This is a genomic window from Streptomyces sp. NPDC104367 (genome assembly GCF_055583825.1).
In genome coordinates, this window is record NZ_JBVJND010000004.1 from 1 (window position 1) to 19,386 (window position 19,386).

Genomic DNA, 19,386 nt, shown 5'->3' on the forward strand with positions numbered 1-19,386 from the left:
CATGGGCAACCCCTTCTTCGTGGACGTCGCCCGCGGCGCCGAACGCGCCGCCCGCGACGCCGGACTCGGCGTGATGGTCTGCAACAGCGCGCAGAACGCGGGGGAGGAGGCCGACTACCTCGCGCTCTTCGCCGAGCAGCGGGTGCGCGGCGTCCTGCTCACCCCGGCCGACGCCACCGGCCGCAACATCGACGCCTTCCGCCGGCACGGCATCCCCTTCGTGCTGGTGGACCGGGTCGCGGAGGGCACCACCGAGTGCTCGGTCAGCGTCGACGACGTGGCGGGCGGCGCGCTGGCCGTCCGGCACCTCGTCGACGCGGGGCACCGGTCGATCGCCTACGTCAGCGGACCGCCCGGGTTCAACCAGGTCCGCGACCGGCGTACCGGCGCCCTCGGCGCGCTGGCCGAGGCGGGGCTCGGTCCCGACGCGCTGCGCGAGCTGCCCACCGAGCGCCTCGACGTGGCCGCCGGACGGGACGCGGGCGCCCGGCTGCTCGGCCTGGCCGACCGGCCCACCGCCGTGTTCTGCGCCAACGACCTGCTCGCCCTCGGCGTGCTCCAGGCCATGTACGCGGCGGGCGTGGTCGTCCCGGACGACCTGGCGATCGTCGGCTACGACGACATCGAGTTCGCGGCGGCCGCGGCCGTCCCGCTCACCTCGGTCCGCCAGCCCGCCGTCACCATGGGCGCCATGGCCGCCGACCTGCTGCTGGAGGAGACCGAGGAGCACGAGGGGCCGCGGGCGCACCAGCACCGCCGGGTGGTGCTCCAGCCGGAACTGGTGGTGCGCCGCTCCAGCCTCGCCGCCCGCTGATCGGCTATTCAGTAACGATTGCATGATCCCGGCGGCGGAGGGCCCCGGGACATGTGCTCAACTGGGACGCGACCGTCCGTCCGTCCCGGGAGAACCGTTGAGTCTCAGCTACCGCCAGCCCGGCGTCGTCCTCACCGACCGCCACTTCACCGTCCCCCTGGACCACGCCGACCCGGCCGGCGAGACCATCGAGCTGTACGCCAGGGAGGCGGTCGCGAGCGACAAGGCGGGCCAGGACCTGCCCTGGCTGCTGTACCTCCAGGGCGGCCCCGGATTCGGGGCGAATCGTTTCGTCGGGCGTCAGGCCTGGCTCGACCGGGCCCTCCAGGAGTACCGCGTCCTGCTGCTCGACCAGCGTGGCACCGGCCGCTCCACGCCCGTCAACCGGCAGACCCTCCCGCTGCGCGGCGGTCCGGCCGCCCAGGCCGACCACCTCGCCCTCTTCCGCGCCGACTCGATCGTCCGGGACTGCGAGGCGATCCGCCCGCAGGTCACCGGGGGCGCCCCCTGGACCACCCTCGGCCAGAGCTTCGGCGGCTTCTGCACGGTGACCTACCTGTCGTTCTTCCCCGAGGGTCTGAAGACCTCCGTGATCACCGGCGGGCTGCCGTCCCTGGACGCCCACGCCGACGACGTCTACCGGGCCGCCTACCCGCGCATCGAGCGCAAGGTCGCCGCGCACTACGACCGTTACCCGATGGACGTCGAGCGGGTCCGCCGGATCGCCGAGCACCTCCTCGACCACCCGGCGGTCCTGCCGAACGGCTACCGGCTCACCGTCGAGGCCTTCCAGTCCCTCGGCCTGATGCTGGGCATGAGCGACGGCAGCCACCGCCTCCACTTCCTCCTGGAGGACGCCTTCGTCCGCACCCCGGCCGGTGCCGCGCTCTCCGACGCCTTCCAGGAGCAGGTCCAGGGCCTCCTGTCGTACGCGAGCAACCCGCTCTACGCCCTCGTCCACGAGCCTTGCTACGGCCAGGGCACCCGCCCCACCGACTGGGCGGCCGAGCGGGTGCGCGCCGAGTTCCCGCAGTTCGACGCGGCCAAGGCGCTCGCGGGCGACACCCCGGTGCTGTTCACCGGCGAGACCGTCCACCCCTGGGTGTTCGACACCGACCCGGCCCTTCGCCCCCTGCGCGAGACCGCCGCACTGCTCGCCGCCCGCACCGACTGGCAGCCGCTCTACGACCCCGCCCGCCTCGCCGTCAACGAGGTCCCGGTCGCCGCCGCCGTCTACCACGACGACATGTACGTCGACACCGGGCACTCGCTGGAGACCGCCCGTGCCGTCCGGGGCCTGCGCACCTGGGTCACCGACGAGTTCGAGCACGACGGGCTGCGCACCGGCGCGCCCAGGGTCCTGGACCGGCTGCTGGCACTCGTCCGCGACGAGGCGTGACGAGCCCGCCGGGCCGGAGACTCGGCAGCCGCCGGTCCGTGCGGCGCTCGCGGGCCGGCCGGCGTCAGGCGCCCGCCCCGTGCACGGGACAGCCGCCGCCCTCCGCGGCCGGGGTCCCTGGCACCGTCACCGGTGCCGGGGCGGGGGTGCGCCGGTCCAGGTGCAGCCGCAGCCCGTCGGGCATCAGCGTCAGCCGCTCGGTCACCGCCAGGCGGTAGTCCGGGTCGGCCATCAGGCCGTAGCGGCGCAGCAGCAGGCCCAGGACCAGGGTCGCCTCGTGCAGGGCGAACTGGCGGCCGATGCAGGCCCGTGTGCCGGTGCCGAACGGCTTGAAGGTGTGCGGGGCCCGGCCGCGTACCGCCTTGGCGTCGAACCGGTCCGGGTCGAAGCCGTCGGCGGCCGCGCCCCACACCTCGGGGTCCCGGTGCAGCATCGGGGTGAGAACCAGGGCCCAGGCGCCCCGGCGCATCGGGTGCCGACCGGCCAGCACGGTGTCCAGGCGGGCCTCGCGGGCGAAGGCGGGCGCGGTGGGCCACAGCCGCAGCGACTCGTCCAGGACCCGGCGGACGTAACGGAGTTTGGCCACCTGGTCGTAGCCGGGCGCGGGCGTGTCGCCCCAGACGCGGTCCACCTCGGCGGCGGCCCGGGCGGCGATCTCCGGGTGCAGGGACAGGTAGTGCAGGGCGAAGGAGAGCGCGCCGGAGGTGGTCTCGTGGCCCGCCACCAGGAAGGTGATCACCTGGCGCCGTACGTTCTCGGCGGAGAGCCGTTCCCCGGTTTCGGGGTGGGCCGTCTCCAGCATCCGGTCGAGCAGGTCGCCGTCCCCGCGGCCGGACTCGCGCCGCTCGGCGACCAGGCCGTCGACCGTGCGGTTGAGGTGGACGATGTCGGCCGCGTTGCGCCGGGCGGCCTGCCGCAGCATCAGCGGGGCCAGCGGCGCGGGCACGCTGTTGAGGCGCTGCGCGTAGGTGAGGGTGCCGATCATCGCGGTCACGAAGGGGTGCGGCCGGTCCCGTTCGAAGGAGCCGAAGTCGTGTCCGAACCCGGTGCGCGCGATCGTCTCCAGGGTCAGCTTGGTCATGTCCCCGGGCACGTCCACCCAGCGGCCGGCCGCCAGTTCGCGGTCCCAGTGGTCGGTCAGCCGCCCGGCGACCGCCAGCATCATCGCGTGGTAGCCCTCCATGGCGTCCCGGCTGAAGCCCGGTGCCAGCACGTCGTGCGCCAGCTGCCAGTTCGGCTCGTGGTTGTACGCCGTGAACAGGCCGTCCCCGGCGATCGGCCGCAGGTTGGCGACCCCGAGGCCCACATGCTTGGCGAACCGCGCCTCGTCGGCCATGTCGGCGGCCAGCTCGGCGCCCCAGACGAACACGAACTCGTTGCCGAACGCCTTGCGCCGGAAGATCGGGCCCAGCTGCTCGGCGAAGCGCATCGAGTCCTGGAGGGGCCTGCGCCGGTCGACGCCCCGGATGTCGCCGAGGAAGGGCACCCGGCGTGGCGGATGGGGGATGCGGTGCAGCTCGGGCCAGCCCTGCTCGGCTCCCCGGAACCCCTTCGGCAGCGGGCCGTCCGGGCCTGTCCCCGGCTGCGTGACCGTCTCCGCCATGACGCGATCTCCCTTGGTGCTGCGGCAGGTTGAGCTAGTTGTACGTGGGTTCAATAAGCGTGTTCAGTCTCGTCCCGTTGTTGAATCCGCGTCAAGTAAAGTGCGGACATGGTCGCGAACCAGGGTGAGCGCAGCCGCCGCAGACTCAGCACCGCGGAGCGCCGTGAACAGCTCCTCTCGGTCGGGGCCAGGCTCTTCTCGGAGAGCCCGTACGACGACGTGTGGATCGAGCAGGTCGCCGAGATAGCGGGTGTCTCCCGGGGTCTGCTCTACCACTATTTTCCGGCCAAACGGGATTTCTTCGCGGCGGTGGTGGAGCGGGAGAGCGCGCGGATGCTGCGGATGACCGCGGCCGAGCCCGGTGTGCCCGCCCGTGACCAGCTCACCGCGGGCCTCGACGTCTACCTCGACTACGTCCGGACCCACGCCCACGGCTTCCGGGCCTTCCACCGTGCCGAGGCCTCCGGCGACCAGGCCGTGCGCCGTGTCTACCGCCGGGCCCAGGACGACCAGGAACGCCAGATCCTCGCAGCCCTGGCCGCCGATCCCGAGTTCGGCCCCGCGCTGGAGCGGCGCCCGGACGCCCGCCTCGCGGTGCGCGGCTGGCTGGCCTTCACCACGCAGGTCTGCCTGGAGTGGCTGCGCACCGGGGAGCTGACGCGGGAACAGGTGCGGGACCTGTGCGCGCGGGCGCTGCTGGGCGTCATCTCCTGAGAACGGTCCCGCCTCCGGACCGACCGCCCGTGTCCGGCGCCGGGTGCGCCGGTTCCGCGGGGACGCGTGACGCGCCCGATGTTGGCGTACTTCCCGATCTTCGGTAAGTTAGGTGAGGCTTACCTAAGGAGGTTTCGGGATGGGTGACGAACAGGCTGCCTGGGCCGCCGGACCCGGCGCTGCCGAACAGGCCCGGTCGCTGCTGGCCACCGCGTGGTCCTGCATGGTGACGGCGGACGGCGGACGTGAGGAGTTCGTCGGCGCGCACGCCGTCGCCGACGACGGCCGGGTGCTGCTGCACGTGCCGGACGACAGCGCCCTGCTCACGGCGGCGATCTGCGCCCCGCGCGGCGAGCCGTCCGCGGTACTGGAGTTCGCCGACGTCGCGCCCGTCCCGGTGCGGGGCCGGATCCGGGCCCGGCTCTGGATGGCCGGCTGGTTCGTGGCCTCCGACGAGCACCTCGTCTTCCACCCGACCCGCGTGGTGCTGCGCCGGCCCTCCGGCGCGGTCGTCGTCGACCTCGACGAGTTCGCCGCCGCCACCCCCGACCCACTGGCCGGCGCCGAGGCGAAACTGCTCACCCACCTCGCCGACGCCCACCCGGACGCCGTCGAGCGGCTCACCCGGCTCGTCGAGCCGGAGAGCCTGCACGCCGCGACCCGCGTCCAGCCCCTCGCCGTGGACCGGCACGGCATCACGCTGCGCATCGAACGCACCCGCGCCCACGGCGACGTACGGCTGACCTTCCACGCGCCCGCCGACGACGTCGCCCAGCTCACCGAGCGGATGCACGTCCTGCTGACCCAGGCCAGCGCCGCCGCCTCCTGCCCGCGCACGCTACAGCGGCAGCGCGCAGACGGCGACCGGTGAGGCGAACGGCTCGCCCGCGAGCCGGAGTCCGCCGTCGCGCGCGTCGACGGTGAAGACGCTCACCGTGCCCGAGCGCTGGTTCGCCGCGAACAGCAGCCCGCCGTCCGGCGAGAAGGCGATCTGCCGGGGGAAGTCCCCGTGCACCGGCACGGTGTCCAGCAGCCGCAGCCGGGACCCGTCGGCCTCGATCGCGTACCGCGCGAGCGTGTTGGCGCCCCGGTTGGCGAGGAAGGCGTGCCCGCCGTCCGCGGTGACGAGGAACTGGGCCGGGTAGTTGGCGGTGCCCGCGGCGCTGCCGGTGGACTGCGGCTCGCCGACCGTGAGGCGGCCGTCGGCCGGGTCGTACGCGCAGACCACGACCGTGTCGTCCACCTCGTTGGCCAGGTACGCGTACCGCCCGCCCGGGTGGAAGGCCAGATGGCGCGGGCCCGCCCCCGGCCTGGTGTGCGCCCGCGCGACCTCGGTGAGCGTGCCTTCGGCCAGGTCCAGCCGGTAGCTGTAGACCGTGTCGGTGCCCAGGTCGACGGCGAGGACGTGGCCGCCGTCCGGGCTGGTCGTGAACTGGTGCGCGTGCGGGCCCCGCCGGCCGGGTCCGGGCGCCGGGCTCGTGTGCGTCACCAGGTCGGTGCGCGCACCGAGCGCGCCCGAGGCGTCGACCGGGTGCACGGCCACGCTGCCCGAGGTGTAGTCGGCGCTCAGCAGCCAGCGGCCGCCGGGATGCACCGACAGATGGCAGGTCCCCGCCCCGCCCGTGCTCCGGCTGCCGAGAACCTTCCGGTCCGCCAGGCGTACGGCGGTCACGGCCCCGTCCGCGCGCTCGTCCGCCGCGTACAGCGTCCGCCCGTCCGGATGCACGGCCAGGTACGACGGGTCGGCGACGCCGGTGAGCGTCCCGGCCCCGGTGATCGCGCCGCTCGCCGGGTCGTAGGCGGCGAGACCGATGCCCTTCCCGCCGCCGTCCGCCGAGGTGTAGGTGCCGAGGTACAGCGGGCGGGGGCCGGTGGACGGCCCGGCCGAGGACCGGGCCTTCGGCTGCGCCGCCGTCGGCCGCTCCGGCTGCTCCGGCCGCTCCTCGGGCGGGGCCGCCGGTGCCGGGACCGCGACCACGGCGGCCGCGCCCGCCAGCGCGCCGACGAACCGGCGCCGGCTCCAGCCGCCGCGCGTCACTCCACTGCCACTGCCCCTGCTCATGCCCGCACCTCAGGTCGTCGCTCGCCCCGGTCGTGACGGCCACCTTGGCGTGTCTCCGAGGCCGAAGGCAAAAAAGGGAACGGGCGTTGCGCTCTCCACGACACCTGATGCCCCCTTCGCCACCGACTCCCGGGCCACCGGTCTTCGACCATGAGACCTGCAAGCGGCGCAGCACCGTAGCGGTGCATCAACGGCCTGAAACAGTGCCGTGGGATCGCCACCGCTACGAAAGGACCGCAACCATCCACCTGTGGTCCGCCCGCTGATCTAAACGAAACCGCATAGGTCCTGTCGGTCAGTCAGACATTAGGTAATCGCGTCCGGATCAGGATGGCAGCAAGACGGCCAATAACACCTTGACCAGTGAAAAGAGAATGCGGTTATAGCGGGATACCGCTGAATTACTCCTTCAGGCTGCCGTCATCATCCTCAATTGGCGTGTCGGGAAACACCGCATGGTCGCCCCGTTACCGTGCGGGAGTCGACCACAAAGGACTGCCCGGTGGCTGGAGGGCAAAGGCTCCCTCAGCTGCGTAGCAGCGTAGCCCGATCGAGAGGATCTGGACCTTGAGCGACTTTTCCCGCCGCTACCTACTCAGGGCGTCAGCGGCCGCCGGTGCCGGGGCGATCGTCGTCCCGGGCCTCACGGCCGCAGGCGCGCCGGACATTGCGGCCGCGAGCACCTCGGGCCTCCTGGCCGCGAGCGACCCGACCAAAGGGTCGTCGGCATGTCCGCCGGCGAAGCTGACCGGTCATGTCGTCCGCCCCGGTGACGCCTCGTACACGGATGATCGTATCGACTACGACCAGCTGTTCTCTCACTACCCGCTGGTCATCGTCTTCGCCCAGGAGACCCAGGACGTGGTGAACGCCCTCACCTGGGCGCGGCAGCACAACGTCGCACTGCGGGTACGCAGCGGCCGCCACGCCCTGGAGGGCTGGTCGAACATCGACAACGGCATCGTGATCGACGTCAGCCAGCTCAAGTCGGTCCACATCGACGCCCACGCCCGTACCGCGACGGTCGGCGCAGGCCTGACCCAGTTGGAAGCGGTGACGGCGCTCGCCAAGCAGAACCTCGCGGTCACGACCGGAAGCGAGGGCAGCGTCGGCTTGGTCGGCGCGACGGTAGGCGGCGGCCTCGGCCCCCTCAACCGCTGGCTCGGCATGGCCTGCGACAGCCTGATCGGGACCGAGGTCGTCGTCCCCTCGGGCCGCGACTGCGCCAAGGTGATCCATCCCGACCTGAAGGACCACTCGGACCTGCTCTGGGCGCTCCGTGGGGCGGGAAACGGCAACTTCGGAATCGTCACGCAACTCACCTACAAGGTGCACCCGCTCAAGCGCATCGCCTATGTGCAGGCGACCTGGGACGGCCTTACGGACCTGCATGGGATCTTCGACGCATGGCAGCGTACGGTCCCGTTCGCCGACAACCGCCTCGGATCCGAAGTCGAGATCCACAAGTCCCAGATCCTGCTGTTCGCGTGGCTCGCGGAGGGCACGGAGGCAGAGGCCAAGAAGATGCTGGCCCCGATCCTGTCGATCGGCACGCCCGATGTGACGGTGCAGGTCGGCAACTGGGGTCCCATCTTTGCCGGAGCCCAGGTCCCGCGCTCGCAAGAGCCCGCCAACGTGAAGTTCTTCTCGCAGTTCGCCAAGAAGCTGTTCCCGAAGAAGGCGATCGACGTCATCGGGTACTACATGCGAAACGCTCCCACGGAGGACAGCAACTACTTCGTTGATGCCTTCGGCGGGGCGATCAAGAAGGAGCCCCGCGGCGGCACCGCGTTCATGCACCGCGACGCGATCTTCTACGGCGAGATCGGCGCAGCCTGGGGGACTCCTTCAACGACACCAGGCGTCTGCGACCCGCTCACCTCGACGTGCCAGGCCTGGACCGCCGAATTCAGCCAGGCGATGCGCAGCTTCGTGGACGGCGCCTACGTCAACGTGCCGAACGTCGGCATGCAGGAGTGGGAGACCGCCTACTGGGGGAGCCGCCACTTCGAGCGGCTGCGCGAGATCAAGGCGAAGTACGACCCCTACAACGTCTTCCAGTACGAGCAGAGCATCCCGCCCGCGTCACGCTGATCGACAGTTCCCCGTCGGGCCCGTCCCGGTCGGGCTCGGCCTTTCCCGCAGAGGGGCCCGACGCAGTCGATCTTGCATGAGGGACCGTCAGCCTGCTGGCGGTCCCTTTGCTCGTTCAGAGCGACGATTTCTGCTTGCGGCCAGGGCTGATGATCCGGCTGCCGTGCCGGGTGGGCGCCGGGTTCCACGGCTCCGGCCCCGTACGGACCGCGTCAGTGACCTCACCGGGCAGCCGGCCAGTGCCGGCGGCGGAGCAGCGATTCGATGATCGGAAAGAAGCGCCCTGAGCGTTCCGTCCGCTACCGACGCCCTGGTGGCCCGTCCGCTACCAGTCGCCGTCCTCCACCGGCTTGCCCTGGGCGTCCTTCAGCGGGATCACCTGGCCCGGGGACGGCTGCTGCCAGGGCTCCAGGTCGTCACCCAGCCAGTCGCCGACCGGCTTGACCCCCTCCAGGGTCTCCGCCGGGGCGAGATCCCGGGCGTCCTCGTCGTAGTAGTCGTACCAGGGCAGCCCGGCGCGGGTGTACGCCGCCCGGTCCACCGGTGACGGCGGGGGCGCCTCGCCCGTGATGCGGCGCCACTCCGGGGGCGTGACCAGGTGGACGAAGACCCGCCCGGCCGGGCTCCGCTCCCAGTCTCCCGGCGGCCGGTCGTCGCGGTACACCTCCTGGTGCATCGAGCCGCCGACGCCGAGGCCCATCGCGGCCGACCTGGACCTGACCGGCGCGGCACCGGGCGCGGGCACCGCGGCGGGCGCCGCGGGGGCGGCCATCATCGGCAGTGCCGCGCCGTAGCCACCGGCCGTCGGCGGCGGGGGCGGCGGTGTCCGCTCCAGCCGCAGCCGCTCCTGGCGCCGCCACTCGGTGAGCGGGCCGTCCGCGAGCGTGAAGGACTGGAGCTGCACCCCGCCCCACACCTCCTCGCCCGTGACCTGGCCCTCCACCGTCGCGCCCAGCCCGAGCGGCACCGCCACGAACTGGCGCACCGTGCCCTTCCCGGAGTTGATGCCGTCGAGCCAGGGCTGCCGGGGCAGGACGAGGTAGTTCTGCGGCTTCCGCGACAGCCGGTCGCTCCACGGCTCGCCGGAGACCGCGCACACCTTGCCCACGCCGACCTGGAGAGCGGCCGGTTCCGTGGTGCCCGCGAAGCTCAGCCACATCGCCTCGCGCAGGTACACCGGCAGCATCACCCCGCCGCGCGCCCGCCACTCCTCGGGCACCGTGTCCGCGAAGTCGGACACCCGCCGCACCGGGAACTCACCGAGCCCCGGCGGCAGCGGATGCGTCCCCGTCTCCGGCAGCCGCAGCGTGCGCACGAACCGCACCGCCACCCCGCCCGGCAGCCGCAGTGTGTTCCCGTCGATCCGAACCGCCGTGTCGGTCATCGGCGTGCCCCCTTCCCCGTCTGTGACTGAGAACGTCCCGTACCACCCGTCCGGTTCCGCCGCAGCCGCTCCGGCAGCCAGGACGGCCGCGGCAGCCTGGCGCGCTGCTCGCCGGAGACCCGGTCCAGCTCCTCCAGCAGCCGTCGGGTGCGGTGCTCGGTGTCCAGCTCGTCGATCATCCGGTTGACCTCGGTCAGCATGGCGCCCAGCAGCTGCCAGTTCCGGTCGTCGCGGCGGATCTCGTCCTGGAGCAGCTCGGCGAGCTTGTCCCGGGTGCCGGTCGCCGTGTGCAGCTCGGCCGCGAGCCGGGACTCGGCCGACTCGGCGTTCTCGCTGATGCTGGTGGTCACCAGCACCGCGAAGCTGACCACCGCGTCGGCGATCTGGGACAGCAGCTGCTCCACGGCCGCGCCCGCGTCCGAGGCGAACAGCGGCTCGGGCTCGCGGGCCTTGGCCAGGTCGGTGAAGGTGCGGGCCAGCACCCTCAGCACGACCGTGCAGATCTCCAGCGTGTCCAGGCCGGTGCGCAGCACCACCCGGTGCAGCAGGCCCTCCCGGACCCGCGGGTTGAGCCGCAGGCTGTCCTCGGCCTGCCGCAGCGCCGCGTCCACCTCGACGATGGCGTGGTCCAGGCGGCGGGCCTCGTGCAGCCGCTCGGCCGCCCGCTGCCACGGGGTGAGCCCGGCCGCCTCCTCGCCCATCCGCAGCATCAACTGGCGCAGCCGGCGTGCCAGGCCCTCGATCGACTCGCCGGCCTCGTCCACCCACACCGGGGGAGCGAGCAGCAGGTTGCAGGCCATCCCGACGACCGCGCCGATCAGGGTCTCCACGATCCGCGCCCAGGCGGTGCTGCTGATGGTGGTCACCCCGAGGACCAGCATCGCGCTGATCGCCACCTCGGGGACGTACTCGTCGACGCGGACCAGGTGCCCCACCGCCAGCGAGGCCACGATCAGCAGCGCCAGGCTCCACCAGGTCAGCCCCACCAGCTGGCTGAAGGCGATGGCGACCAGGACGCCGGCCACCACCGAGGTGACCCGGCGCAGTCCGTTGGTCAGGGTGGCGTACAGCGTCACCTGGACGACCAGCAGAGCGGTCAGCGGGGCGGTGAGCGGTGCCGGTTCCGGACTCAGGTGCAGCGCGACGACGTAGGCGATCGAGGCCGCCGTGGCCGATCGCAGTGTCTGGACGACCACCGGGTCCCGATGGCGCCGCAGCAGTCGCGGCAGCCCTTTGTGCCACTTACGTACGTCTTGCATCCCTTGGCCTGTTCCCCCTCATGTGTCACGTCGAACGTATTTTCCACAGATCACTCGCGCGCGCTAGTGGTTGGACGACGGGACTTGGTCACACGCGATTCCCGCAGGCTGGGCCCCGCACCGAAACCGGACACCGGCCCGACGTGCCTGGCGGCCGCACCCGCCGGGACCGGGAGGCGTCCGCTTCGGGGCGCCGGAGGGTGCGGGGGCGGCCTGTGCCGCCGGTGGCCGGGTGCCGGGGGTGCGTACGCCCAAGGCGTAGGCGCGGGCGACGAGTTCGGTCCGGTTGTCCGCGTCCCGCCGGGTCGACGGGCACCGCAGGCGGTACGTGACGCCGCCCGCGCCGAGGCCCGGCTCGCGGGCGGCCCGCGCCGTGGTGGCGCCCCGGCCCGGCAACGCCTGCCCACGCCCCTCGAACTCCCGCCCGCCCACTGCCGCTTCGGGTGCGACGCCGCCGAGATCGAGGAGGTGTGGCAGCTGGTGGGAGCGGGCGCCCGGGGGCGCGTCTGCGGGGGCGGTGGCAGGGCGGTGGCAGGGTGGCCCGGGGGATGCGGGAGGGTTTCCGCACGATGTTCCGCGATCGGGTGCCCGGGGGAATCCCGGCGAATGGCTGAAGTCCCTGGTGGCGGGCGGCCGCTTTGTGGAGGATGTGTACGCGTCGGGCTGACGGGCGCCGCCTCCGCCTCCCTGGCGCGACCCGGCGCCGACCGATCCGCCCCCTCCTTAGCTCACAGCGTGAACTAAGGGTTGGGAAAATGTCGCTTCCCGCTTCCCGAAGGAGTATGTTGCAGGTCGGGAAGGGTTCGTGAAGGGAGCCACATGGCGGGGCGGAACGGGCGTACGGTACGCGACCTCAGGAGGGCCAACCGCACGGCCGTGCTGCAGCGGCTCTATTTCGACGGCCCGCTCAGCCGCTTCGAGCTGGGCCCGGCGACGGGCCTGAGCTCCGGCTCGGTGAGCAACGTGGTCGCCGACCTGGTCGCCGACGGCCTGGTCGAGGAGGCCGGCAGCGTCGACTCCGACGGCGGCCGCCCCCGCACCCTGCTGCGCGTCGCCCCGCGCAGCGGCCACATGGTCGGCGTCGACGTCGGCGAGACCCGGGTCCGCGTCGAGCTGTTCGACCTCACCCTCACCGAACTCGCCCGCGTCGAACGCCCGCTGGAGCAGCAGGGCTACGACGTCGAGGTGATCGTCGGCCACATCCGGGACGGCATCGCCGAGGTCCTCGCGACCGGGGGCGTCGCGCCCGAACTGCTGCTCGGCGTCGGCGTCGGCGTCCCCGGGATAGTGGAGCACACCGCCGACCGGGGCGCCGTGGTGCACGGCCAGACCATTGGCTGGGACGCCGTCCCGCTGGAGGAGCTGCTCCGATCCGGCAGCCAACTCCCTCATTCCGTGCGGTACTTCATCGACAACGGCGCCAAGACCCTGGGCCAGGCCGAGATGTGGTTCGGCGCGGGGCGCGGCGCGGACAACGCCGTCGTGGTGCTCTTCGGCTCCGGCGTCGGCGCCTGCCTGGTCACCGCCGAGGTGGAGCACGGCCGGGCCGTCGAGTGGGGACACCTGACGGTACGGGTGCGCGGCCGCCGCTGCCGGTGCGGCGCGCTCGGCTGCCTGGAGGCCTACGCCGGCGCCGAGTCGCTGCTCGCCCGCTGGCGCGAGGAGGGCGGCCGTCCGGCCGAGGGGCTCGACGAGGAGAGCGCGCTCACCGCGATGCTGGCCGCCGCCTACCCGGCCGAGGGCGCCGAGCCCGACCCGGTCGCCCTCGCCGTCCTGGAGGAGACCGCCGAGTACCTGGGCGCCGGCCTCTCCGACCTGATCAACCTCTTCCAGCCCGAGCGGATCCTGATCGGCGGCTGGGCCGGACTCCAGCTCGGCGCCCGGTTCCTGCCCGCCGTACGCCGGTACGCCACCATGTACGCGCTGCGCCACCCCGCCGAGCAGGTCACGGTCGACCTGGGCCGGCTCGGGCCGGACGCGGTCACCGTGGGCGCAGCGATCCTCCCGCTCGCCGACTTCTTCAGCCGCGGCGGCCGCCGCGCCGAACCGACCGCCGAGGACCGCCTCCCCGCCTGGCGCACGGCCCTGGAGGAGCGCACCCCGCGCTGACCGGCCTGGCTGTCCTGATCGGCCCGAGCGGCGCAACCGGCCCGGCCGCCCCGCCCGACCGGCCCGGCCGGACTGGAAGGCCGTCGCCTCCTCGTCGGGTCGGGCGGCTCAGGCGAACGCGTTCACGCCGGTCAGCTCCGCCGAGAGGGTCCACAGGCGGTCGGCCTGCTCGGGGTCGATCGCCCAGGGCTGTACGCCGGTGGCCGCGCCCGGCGCGGTGGGGTCGGCGATGTCGCAGTCCTCCAGGTACACCCCGCCCATGCCGTCCAGCTGCGGGGAGGTGGCGGCCCAGGTCTGGGTGGCCGCGCCCTGCGGGGGCGTCTTGAAGCCCTGCGGGTTGAGGAAGGTGCCCTGCTCGTCGATCCAGCCGCGCTCGATCATCTCCTCGCGCGGAATGTGCCGCTGGAGCGGCGTCATGATGCCGCCGGGGTGCAGCGAGAAGGCCCGTACGCCGGAGTCCCGGCCGAGGCGGTCGAGATGCACGGCGAACAGCACGTTCGCGGTCTTGGCCTGGCCGTACGCCTGCCACTTGTCGTAGCCGCGCTCCCACTGGACGTCGTCCCAGCGCATCCCGGAGAAGTGGTGGGCGCGGGAGGAGACCGACACCACCCGGGCGCCGCCGGGCTCGACGGCCGGCCAGAGCCGGTTGACGAGGGCGAAGTGCCCGAGGTGGTTGGTGGCGAACTGCGCCTCCCAGCCGGGTCCGACCCGGGTCTCGGGGCAGGCCATGATCCCCGCGCTGTCGATCACGAAGTCGACGGTCCGGCCGGAGGCCAGGAACCGTTCGGCGAAACCGCGCACGCTGTCCAGGTCGCCGAGGTCCAGCTCGTCCACCTCGACCCGGTCCAGGCCGGACAGCGCCTCCCGGGCGGCCTCGGCGCGCCGCGCGGGGACGACGACGTGGGCGCCCGCCCCGGTCAGCGCCCTGGTGGTCTCCAGGCCGAGCCCGGAGTAGCCGCCGGTGACGATCGCGAGCCTGCCGCCGAGGTCGAGGCCGGCCAGGACGTCCTCGGCCGTGCTGTCCGCGCCGAAACCGGAACCGATCTTGTGCTGGGGAGTCGTAGTGCTCATGACTCGAACGCTACGGATTGGAGTGCTCTCGAAGTCAAGCGCACGTCCGGGGCGGCCCCCGGGCGGGCGCGGACGGCCCGGGACGGGGAAAGCCCCGACCGCGACGGGGGAATCACGGCCGGGGCGGCCAGGTGGTGGGCACGGACGGCGGTCGCCTCTCGGCGAAGGGCTCCACAGGGCTTCAGCCGAACGATCGTCCCTGTGGGCAAAAGGTGAGGCCCGGGGACACTGTCCCGTCCGCACCCACGACTGGTTCAACGGGCAACCACCATGGGGTGTTCCACCCCGGTGCGTGATCCGCGTCACCGCCCCCGGGTCCAGGCCAGGAGCTTCTCGGCGGGCCAGGTGTTCACCACCCGCTCGGCCGGGACCCCGCACTCCTGCGCCCGGGCGCAGCCCAGCGGCTGCCAGTCCAGCTGCCCGGGGGCGTGGGCGTCGGTGTCGATCGCGAACAGCACCCCCGCGGCCACGGCCCGGCGCAGCAGCCGGCGGGGCGGGTCGAGCCGTTCGGGACGGCTGTTGACCTCCACGGCCGTACCGGACTCGGCGCACGCGGCGAACACCTCGTCCGCGTCGAACCGCGACTCCGGCCGCTGCCGCTCCCCGACCAGCCGGCCCGTGCAGTGCCCCAGGACGTCCGCGTGCGGATTCCGTACGGCCGTCACCATGCGCCGGGTCATCGAGCGGGCGTCCGCCCGCAGTTTGGAGTGCACGGAGACGACGACCACGTCGAGCCGTTCGAGGAGTTCCGGTTCCTGGTCGAGCGTGCCGTCCTCCAGGATGTCGCACTCGATGCCGGTGAGCAGCCGGAACGGCGCCCAGGCCGCGTTCAGCTCCGCCACCACCGCCAGTTGCTCGCGCAGCCGCCCGGCGGACAGCCCGCGCGCCACCGTGAGCCTGGGGGAGTGATCGGTGAGGGCCGCCCACTCGTGGCCGAGCGCGGCCGCCGTCCGCCCCATCTCCTCGATCGGGCTGCCGCCGTCGGACCAGTCCGAGTGCACATGGCAGTCCCCGCGCAGCAGCGCGCGCAGACCGGCCCCTGCTCCGGCCGCCCATTGCCCCGCCTTTTCCTCAAGGTCACGCAAATATCCGGGCAAATCTCCGGCCAGTGCCTCGCGGACCACCTGCGCCGTCCTCGGGCCCACACCCCTGAGCGACTCCAGCGTCCCGGCCCGCGCCCGTGCGGCCACCTCGTCGGCCGGAAGGGCCGCCAGCACCCGGGCGGCGGTGCGGAAGGCACGGATCCGGTACGTCGGCGCCAGTGCGCGTTCCAGCAGGAAGGCGATGCGTTCCAGGGCCTCGACGGGATCCATGGCCACCTCCTCCGTCAGGGTGGCTCAGGCAGGTCACTTCCGCCCGGGGAGATCTACCCTCGATTGCATGACCGAAATAGCGAGCCCCCACATCTCCCGGCCGCGGATCCTGGTGCTCGGGGTCATGACCGGCAGGCCGGGCGCCCCGCCCTTCCGCATCGTGGAGATCGACGGGCAGGTGGTCTGCGAGGCGCGGACCGTCACGGACGTGCTGGAGGTCGCCGCGGCCTTCGGTGTCACGATCCACGACATGGACGACCCGGACGTCGTCCGCTGGGTCGGCGGGGACAAGTACACCTGGACCCCCCGCCACTAGGGCGCCCCGGACACCGCACGGCCCGCCCCCGGCCGCCCTGGCCGGCCCGGCTCCCATCGCCGGCCGCCGCCCAAGCGCTTCGGATCCGCTCCCGACCGCCGTCGGCCGGGTCGTCGCCTGCCGCCCCCCGGAACTCGTCCGCCTGCGGATCCAGGGTGCCGCGCACGACGGAGCCCCCCACGGTGTGGCGCGACGAGGAGAGCGGGACCGCATCCGCCCGGCCGCGTCTCGTTCGTGCGGCCGGGCGGAGTGGGCTTCGGGGTTGCGGCCGGGTCAGGACCTGGTCCTGCGGGCGTGTACGGCTCGGCCGAGGCGACGGCCCAGGAGCAGCCAGCCGATCAGCGCGCCCGTGGTGTTGAGGATGACGTCGTCGACGTCGAAGGCCCGGCCCGCGACCAGCGCGCCCTGTGCCATCTCCACCAGCAGCATCACGATCGCGGTGAGCAGCAGCACCTTCAGGACGCCCCGCGCGCCGGGCGCGAGCACCGGCACGAGGATGCCGAAGGGGGCGCCGAGCAGGACGTTGCCGCCGATCTGCTTCACGGCGTCGCGGAACGCGGGCTGGTCGAGGTAGAGCCTGATGGTGCTGCCCGGGTGCATATTGGTGTGGGCGATCGACACCGACGCAGGGGACGGGTCCAGGGTGATCTGGGCCAGCGCGACGGCGAACGCCACCATCACGGCGAACGCGAACGCCATCGCCAGCAGCCGCAACGGGAGCGGCAGAGCGCGCCGCTCGGTGCCGGCGGCCCCCTTCCCGGCGGTGGTGCCCGCCTTGCCCGCCGTGTCCTTCTTCGCCGACGCGCTCTTCCCGGCCGTCGCGTCCGGCTTGGCCGCCGCGCCCTTGCGCGCGGTGCGGCTCAGCCTGCCGGTGCCGCCCTTCTTCGCGGGCGCGCCCTTCTTCGCCGAGCCGCCCCCCTTCGCCGAGTCGCCCTTCTTCGCCGGGCCGCTCTTCTTCGTGTCGGCGCCCGGATCGGCGCGGCGGACCTTGATGGCATGCGTGGCCCTGGTCAGGAACCCGGCCTTCCTGCCGGTGCCGTCGTCCTTCCTCGTCTCCCCGTTCGTGTCGCCCTTGGCGGTGCGCAGGCGTGAGACGGCGCTGGCCATTCGGTCCTCCACTCTTCAACTTTCCGACGTGGTAAGCCAGTTACCCCGGAAAAGCCCGGCGATGCCGCCGCAGGCACGGCGGCATCGCTCCCTTCCTGTCACACCGTCCCGTAGGACACGTGCACCTCCGTGAACCCGAGGGAGTGCAGCAGACCCTCCAGCATGTCGGTCGTGTTGGTCTCGGCGCGGGTGGCCAGACCGCTGCCCTTCGCCGCCTCCGAGATGTGCTTGACGGCCAGTTTCTGCACCGCCTGCTCGCTGTTGGGGTTGTCCGAGAACAGGTCCCCGAGCCGGTCCAGCAGACCCCGCTGCTTGGAGACGGCGTAGGAGTGGTCGGCGTCCAGCGTGGCCTTGCCGAGCTGCGCGTGCGGCAGCCGGATGGTGGCCTCGGTGCGGTCGGCGTTGACCGTCACGTCCTTCTGACCGATCTTGCCGAGGTCGACATAGGCGTCGACGTTGCCCGCCCCGACGTACAGGGTGCGGGTGCCGCGGATCGCGCTGGGCAGGTACTTGGCGTCCTTCTCCAGGTCCACGACGACCTGGAAGTTGCCGGAGGCCGCGTCGTAACGGCTCATGTCCTGGATGGACTTGAGCAGTGCGGGCCCGGTGTTGTCGCGGGTCTCCGTGCCGAACAGGTCCTTGATGCCCGGCAGTACCGCCAGCTTGATCCCGGCGAACAGCACCACGAGCACCAGTACCAGCGCGGTGACCAGTTTCGCCCAGCCGGGCATCCGCCTGGGCCGGGCCGTGACCGGAGTCTCCTTCGCGGAGCTCTCCTTGCTCTCCTTGGTGGAACTCGCCATGTGACGGTCCTCCTTTCCAAGGAGACGAATGCCCGCCGAACGCCTTGCCAGACCGTGTTGTTGGCCGATTGAGACACCTGACGCAGGACTGGTACACGCTTTAGCGTGGTGTGACTTCCCCTCGGCGTGCCAGGAGCCCCGGATGACCGCGGACAGCACCTTCCGGCCCCTTTGTCCCCTGCACCGAATGGAGTACCCCGAGCCGGGCCCGCCGCGGCCCACCACGCTGTCGACCGGCACCCGGGTGTGGCTGGTCACCCGCTACCACGACGTCCGCCAGGTGCTCATGGACCCGCGTTTCGACCGGAGTTCGCTCCATGCCGAGGACGCCCCGCCCCTGCTCGCCGTGCCCAACCTGCTCACCGACCCCGATGCGCTGGTGAACCAGGACGGTCCCGGCCACCAGCGGCTGCGCTCCACGGTCCAGCGGGCGTTCACCCCGCGCGCCGTCGCCCGCTGGCACCCCTGGGTGGCCTCGGTGGTCGAGTCGCTCCTCGACGAACTCGCCGCCACTCCCAGGCCCGCCGACATCGTCGAGGGGTTCACCCGGCGCCTTCCCGTGTCGGTGATCTGCCGGCTGATGGGCCTGGACCACATCGACAGCGAACGCATCCGCCACTGGGCCGACCACGCGCTGTCCGGCGGAGCCCACAGCCCGGCCGACGTCGGTAGCGCCCTAAGGGAGTTCAAGGACTTCGGTGCCGAACTGGTGGCACAGCGCCGGGCCCGCCCGGGGGACGACCTGGTGAGCGGGCTGGTGGCGGCGGGCGACTCGCTCGGCATCGAGGAGGGCCCGCTCGTCCGGCTGGTCTGCGGCCTGGTGGTCGCCGGGCACGAGACGACCATGTCCGCGCTCGGCAACATCGTCGTCTACCTCCTCACCGACGGACGCGCCGGCCTGGCCGGGCTGGCGGTGGACGAGGAGGCCGCGGCGACGGCGGCCGGGCAACTGCTGCGGACCGTGCCGCTCAGCGAGGGCCGGGTGCTGCCCGGCCTGCTGCGCAGGGCCGTCCAGGACACCGCGGTGGGCGGCGTCACGATCCCGGCGGGCGATGTCGTCGCCGTCCAGACCAACTCCGCGAGCCGCGACCCGGACGTCTACCCGCCCGGCCCGCCCGACCTCAGCGCGCCCCTGCCCGTACCCGGCGTGGTCTTCGGCGCCGGACCCCACCACTGCCTGGGGGCCTGGCTGGCCCGTCTGGAGATCACCCTCGCCCTGCACCGGCTGGCCGTCCGGTTCCCCGGTCTGCGCGCCGAGTTCACCCCCGGGACGATCGACTGGCGCGAGGGCCAGATCACCCGCAGCCCGAGGCACCTGCCCGTCTCCTGGTGAGCCGG

The 19,386-nt window shown here is 72.8% G+C and carries 16 protein-coding genes; 8 read left to right on the plus strand and 8 right to left on the minus strand.

Annotated elements, in window-relative coordinates; all coding sequences use genetic code 11:
• Both ACZ619_RS07305 and ACZ619_RS07310 read left to right on the plus strand, forming a co-directional pair.
• Positions 1-814 (plus strand): substrate-binding domain-containing protein (locus ACZ619_RS07305; protein ID WP_469595294.1); only part of this gene is annotated, 814 nt, incomplete at its 5' end.
• Positions 815-911: 97 nt separating this feature from the next.
• Positions 912-2,213 carry an alpha/beta fold hydrolase gene (locus tag ACZ619_RS07310; RefSeq protein ID WP_469595296.1) on the plus strand — a complete coding sequence of 434 codons (1,302 nt, stop codon included), beginning with the start codon at positions 912-914 and terminating at the stop codon, positions 2,211-2,213.
• A gap of 64 nt (positions 2,214-2,277) precedes the next feature.
• Here the strand turns inward: ACZ619_RS07310 and ACZ619_RS07315 are convergent, their stop codons facing one another.
• Entirely contained in the window at positions 2,278-3,816 is a 1,539-nt protein-coding gene (locus ACZ619_RS07315) for a cytochrome P450 (RefSeq protein WP_469595298.1), read from the minus strand.
• 108 nt (positions 3,817-3,924) lie between these two features.
• Here ACZ619_RS07315 and ACZ619_RS07320 point away from each other — a divergent pair, with 108 nt between their 5' ends.
• Positions 3,925-4,530 carry a TetR/AcrR family transcriptional regulator gene (locus ACZ619_RS07320; RefSeq protein WP_469595300.1) on the plus strand — a complete coding sequence of 202 codons (606 nt, stop codon included), beginning with the start codon at positions 3,925-3,927 and terminating at the stop codon, positions 4,528-4,530.
• Between the two features lie 139 nt (positions 4,531-4,669).
• Complete coding sequence (locus ACZ619_RS07325) at positions 4,670-5,401, plus strand: DUF2470 domain-containing protein (protein WP_469595302.1); 732 nt, start codon at positions 4,670-4,672, stop codon at positions 5,399-5,401.
• Here the strand turns inward: ACZ619_RS07325 and ACZ619_RS07330 are convergent.
• Complete coding sequence (locus tag ACZ619_RS07330; RefSeq protein WP_469595304.1) at positions 5,369-6,592, minus strand: lactonase family protein; 1,224 nt, start codon at positions 6,590-6,592, stop codon at positions 5,369-5,371. The two genes, ACZ619_RS07325 and ACZ619_RS07330, sit on opposite strands and share 33 nt — an antisense overlap.
• Positions 6,593-7,159: 567 nt before the next feature.
• Here ACZ619_RS07330 and ACZ619_RS07335 point away from each other — a divergent pair.
• The gene (locus tag ACZ619_RS07335; RefSeq protein WP_469595307.1) at positions 7,160-8,686 is read left to right on the plus strand and encodes an FAD-binding oxidoreductase; all 1,527 of its coding nucleotides are present in this window, start codon (positions 7,160-7,162) and stop codon (positions 8,684-8,686) included.
• Between the two features lie 325 nt (positions 8,687-9,011).
• Here ACZ619_RS07335 and ACZ619_RS07340 read toward each other — a convergent pair whose 3' ends face one another.
• Positions 9,012-10,070 carry a hypothetical protein gene (locus ACZ619_RS07340; RefSeq protein ID WP_469595309.1) on the minus strand — a complete coding sequence of 353 codons (1,059 nt, stop codon included), beginning with the start codon at positions 10,068-10,070 and terminating at the stop codon, positions 9,012-9,014.
• Positions 10,067-11,329, minus strand: coding sequence for an FUSC family protein (locus ACZ619_RS07345; protein WP_469595312.1), 1,263 nt, complete (start codon positions 11,327-11,329; stop codon positions 10,067-10,069). The genes ACZ619_RS07340 and ACZ619_RS07345 overlap by 4 nt, the downstream gene beginning before the upstream one ends.
• Before the next feature lie 819 nt (positions 11,330-12,148).
• On the opposite strand from ACZ619_RS07345, the gene ACZ619_RS07350 reads away from it, so the two are divergent.
• Positions 12,149-13,438, plus strand: coding sequence for an ROK family transcriptional regulator (locus ACZ619_RS07350; RefSeq protein ID WP_469595314.1), 1,290 nt, complete (start codon positions 12,149-12,151; stop codon positions 13,436-13,438).
• Positions 13,439-13,546: 108 nt separating this feature from the next.
• Here ACZ619_RS07350 and ACZ619_RS07355 read toward each other — a convergent pair whose 3' ends face one another.
• Complete coding sequence (locus ACZ619_RS07355) at positions 13,547-14,509, minus strand: SDR family NAD(P)-dependent oxidoreductase (RefSeq protein ID WP_469595317.1); 963 nt, start codon at positions 14,507-14,509, stop codon at positions 13,547-13,549.
• 302 nt (positions 14,510-14,811) lie between these two features.
• Positions 14,812-15,822 carry a PHP domain-containing protein gene (locus ACZ619_RS07360; protein ID WP_469595319.1) on the minus strand — a complete coding sequence of 337 codons (1,011 nt, stop codon included), beginning with the start codon at positions 15,820-15,822 and terminating at the stop codon, positions 14,812-14,814.
• A 67-nt stretch (positions 15,823-15,889) separates the two neighbouring features.
• Here ACZ619_RS07360 and ACZ619_RS07365 point away from each other — a divergent pair, with 67 nt between their 5' ends.
• Entirely contained in the window at positions 15,890-16,138 is a 249-nt protein-coding gene (locus ACZ619_RS07365; RefSeq protein WP_469595322.1) for a hypothetical protein, read from the plus strand.
• A gap of 273 nt (positions 16,139-16,411) precedes the next feature.
• Here ACZ619_RS07365 and ACZ619_RS07370 read toward each other — a convergent pair whose 3' ends face one another.
• Entirely contained in the window at positions 16,412-16,864 is a 453-nt protein-coding gene (locus ACZ619_RS07370; protein ID WP_469596025.1) for a VanZ family protein, read from the minus strand.
• Between the two features lie 479 nt (positions 16,865-17,343).
• Positions 17,344-17,976 (minus strand): DUF4230 domain-containing protein, encoded by a 633-nt coding sequence (locus tag ACZ619_RS07375; RefSeq protein WP_469596027.1) that lies wholly within the window; start codon positions 17,974-17,976, stop codon positions 17,344-17,346.
• Positions 17,977-18,190: 214 nt separating this feature from the next.
• Here ACZ619_RS07375 and ACZ619_RS07380 point away from each other — a divergent pair, with 214 nt between their 5' ends.
• Positions 18,191-19,381: a cytochrome P450 gene (locus tag ACZ619_RS07380; RefSeq protein ID WP_469595324.1), complete on the plus strand. Its 1,191-nt coding sequence runs from the start codon at positions 18,191-18,193 to the stop codon at positions 19,379-19,381.
• Positions 19,382-19,386: the final 5 nt, after the last annotated feature.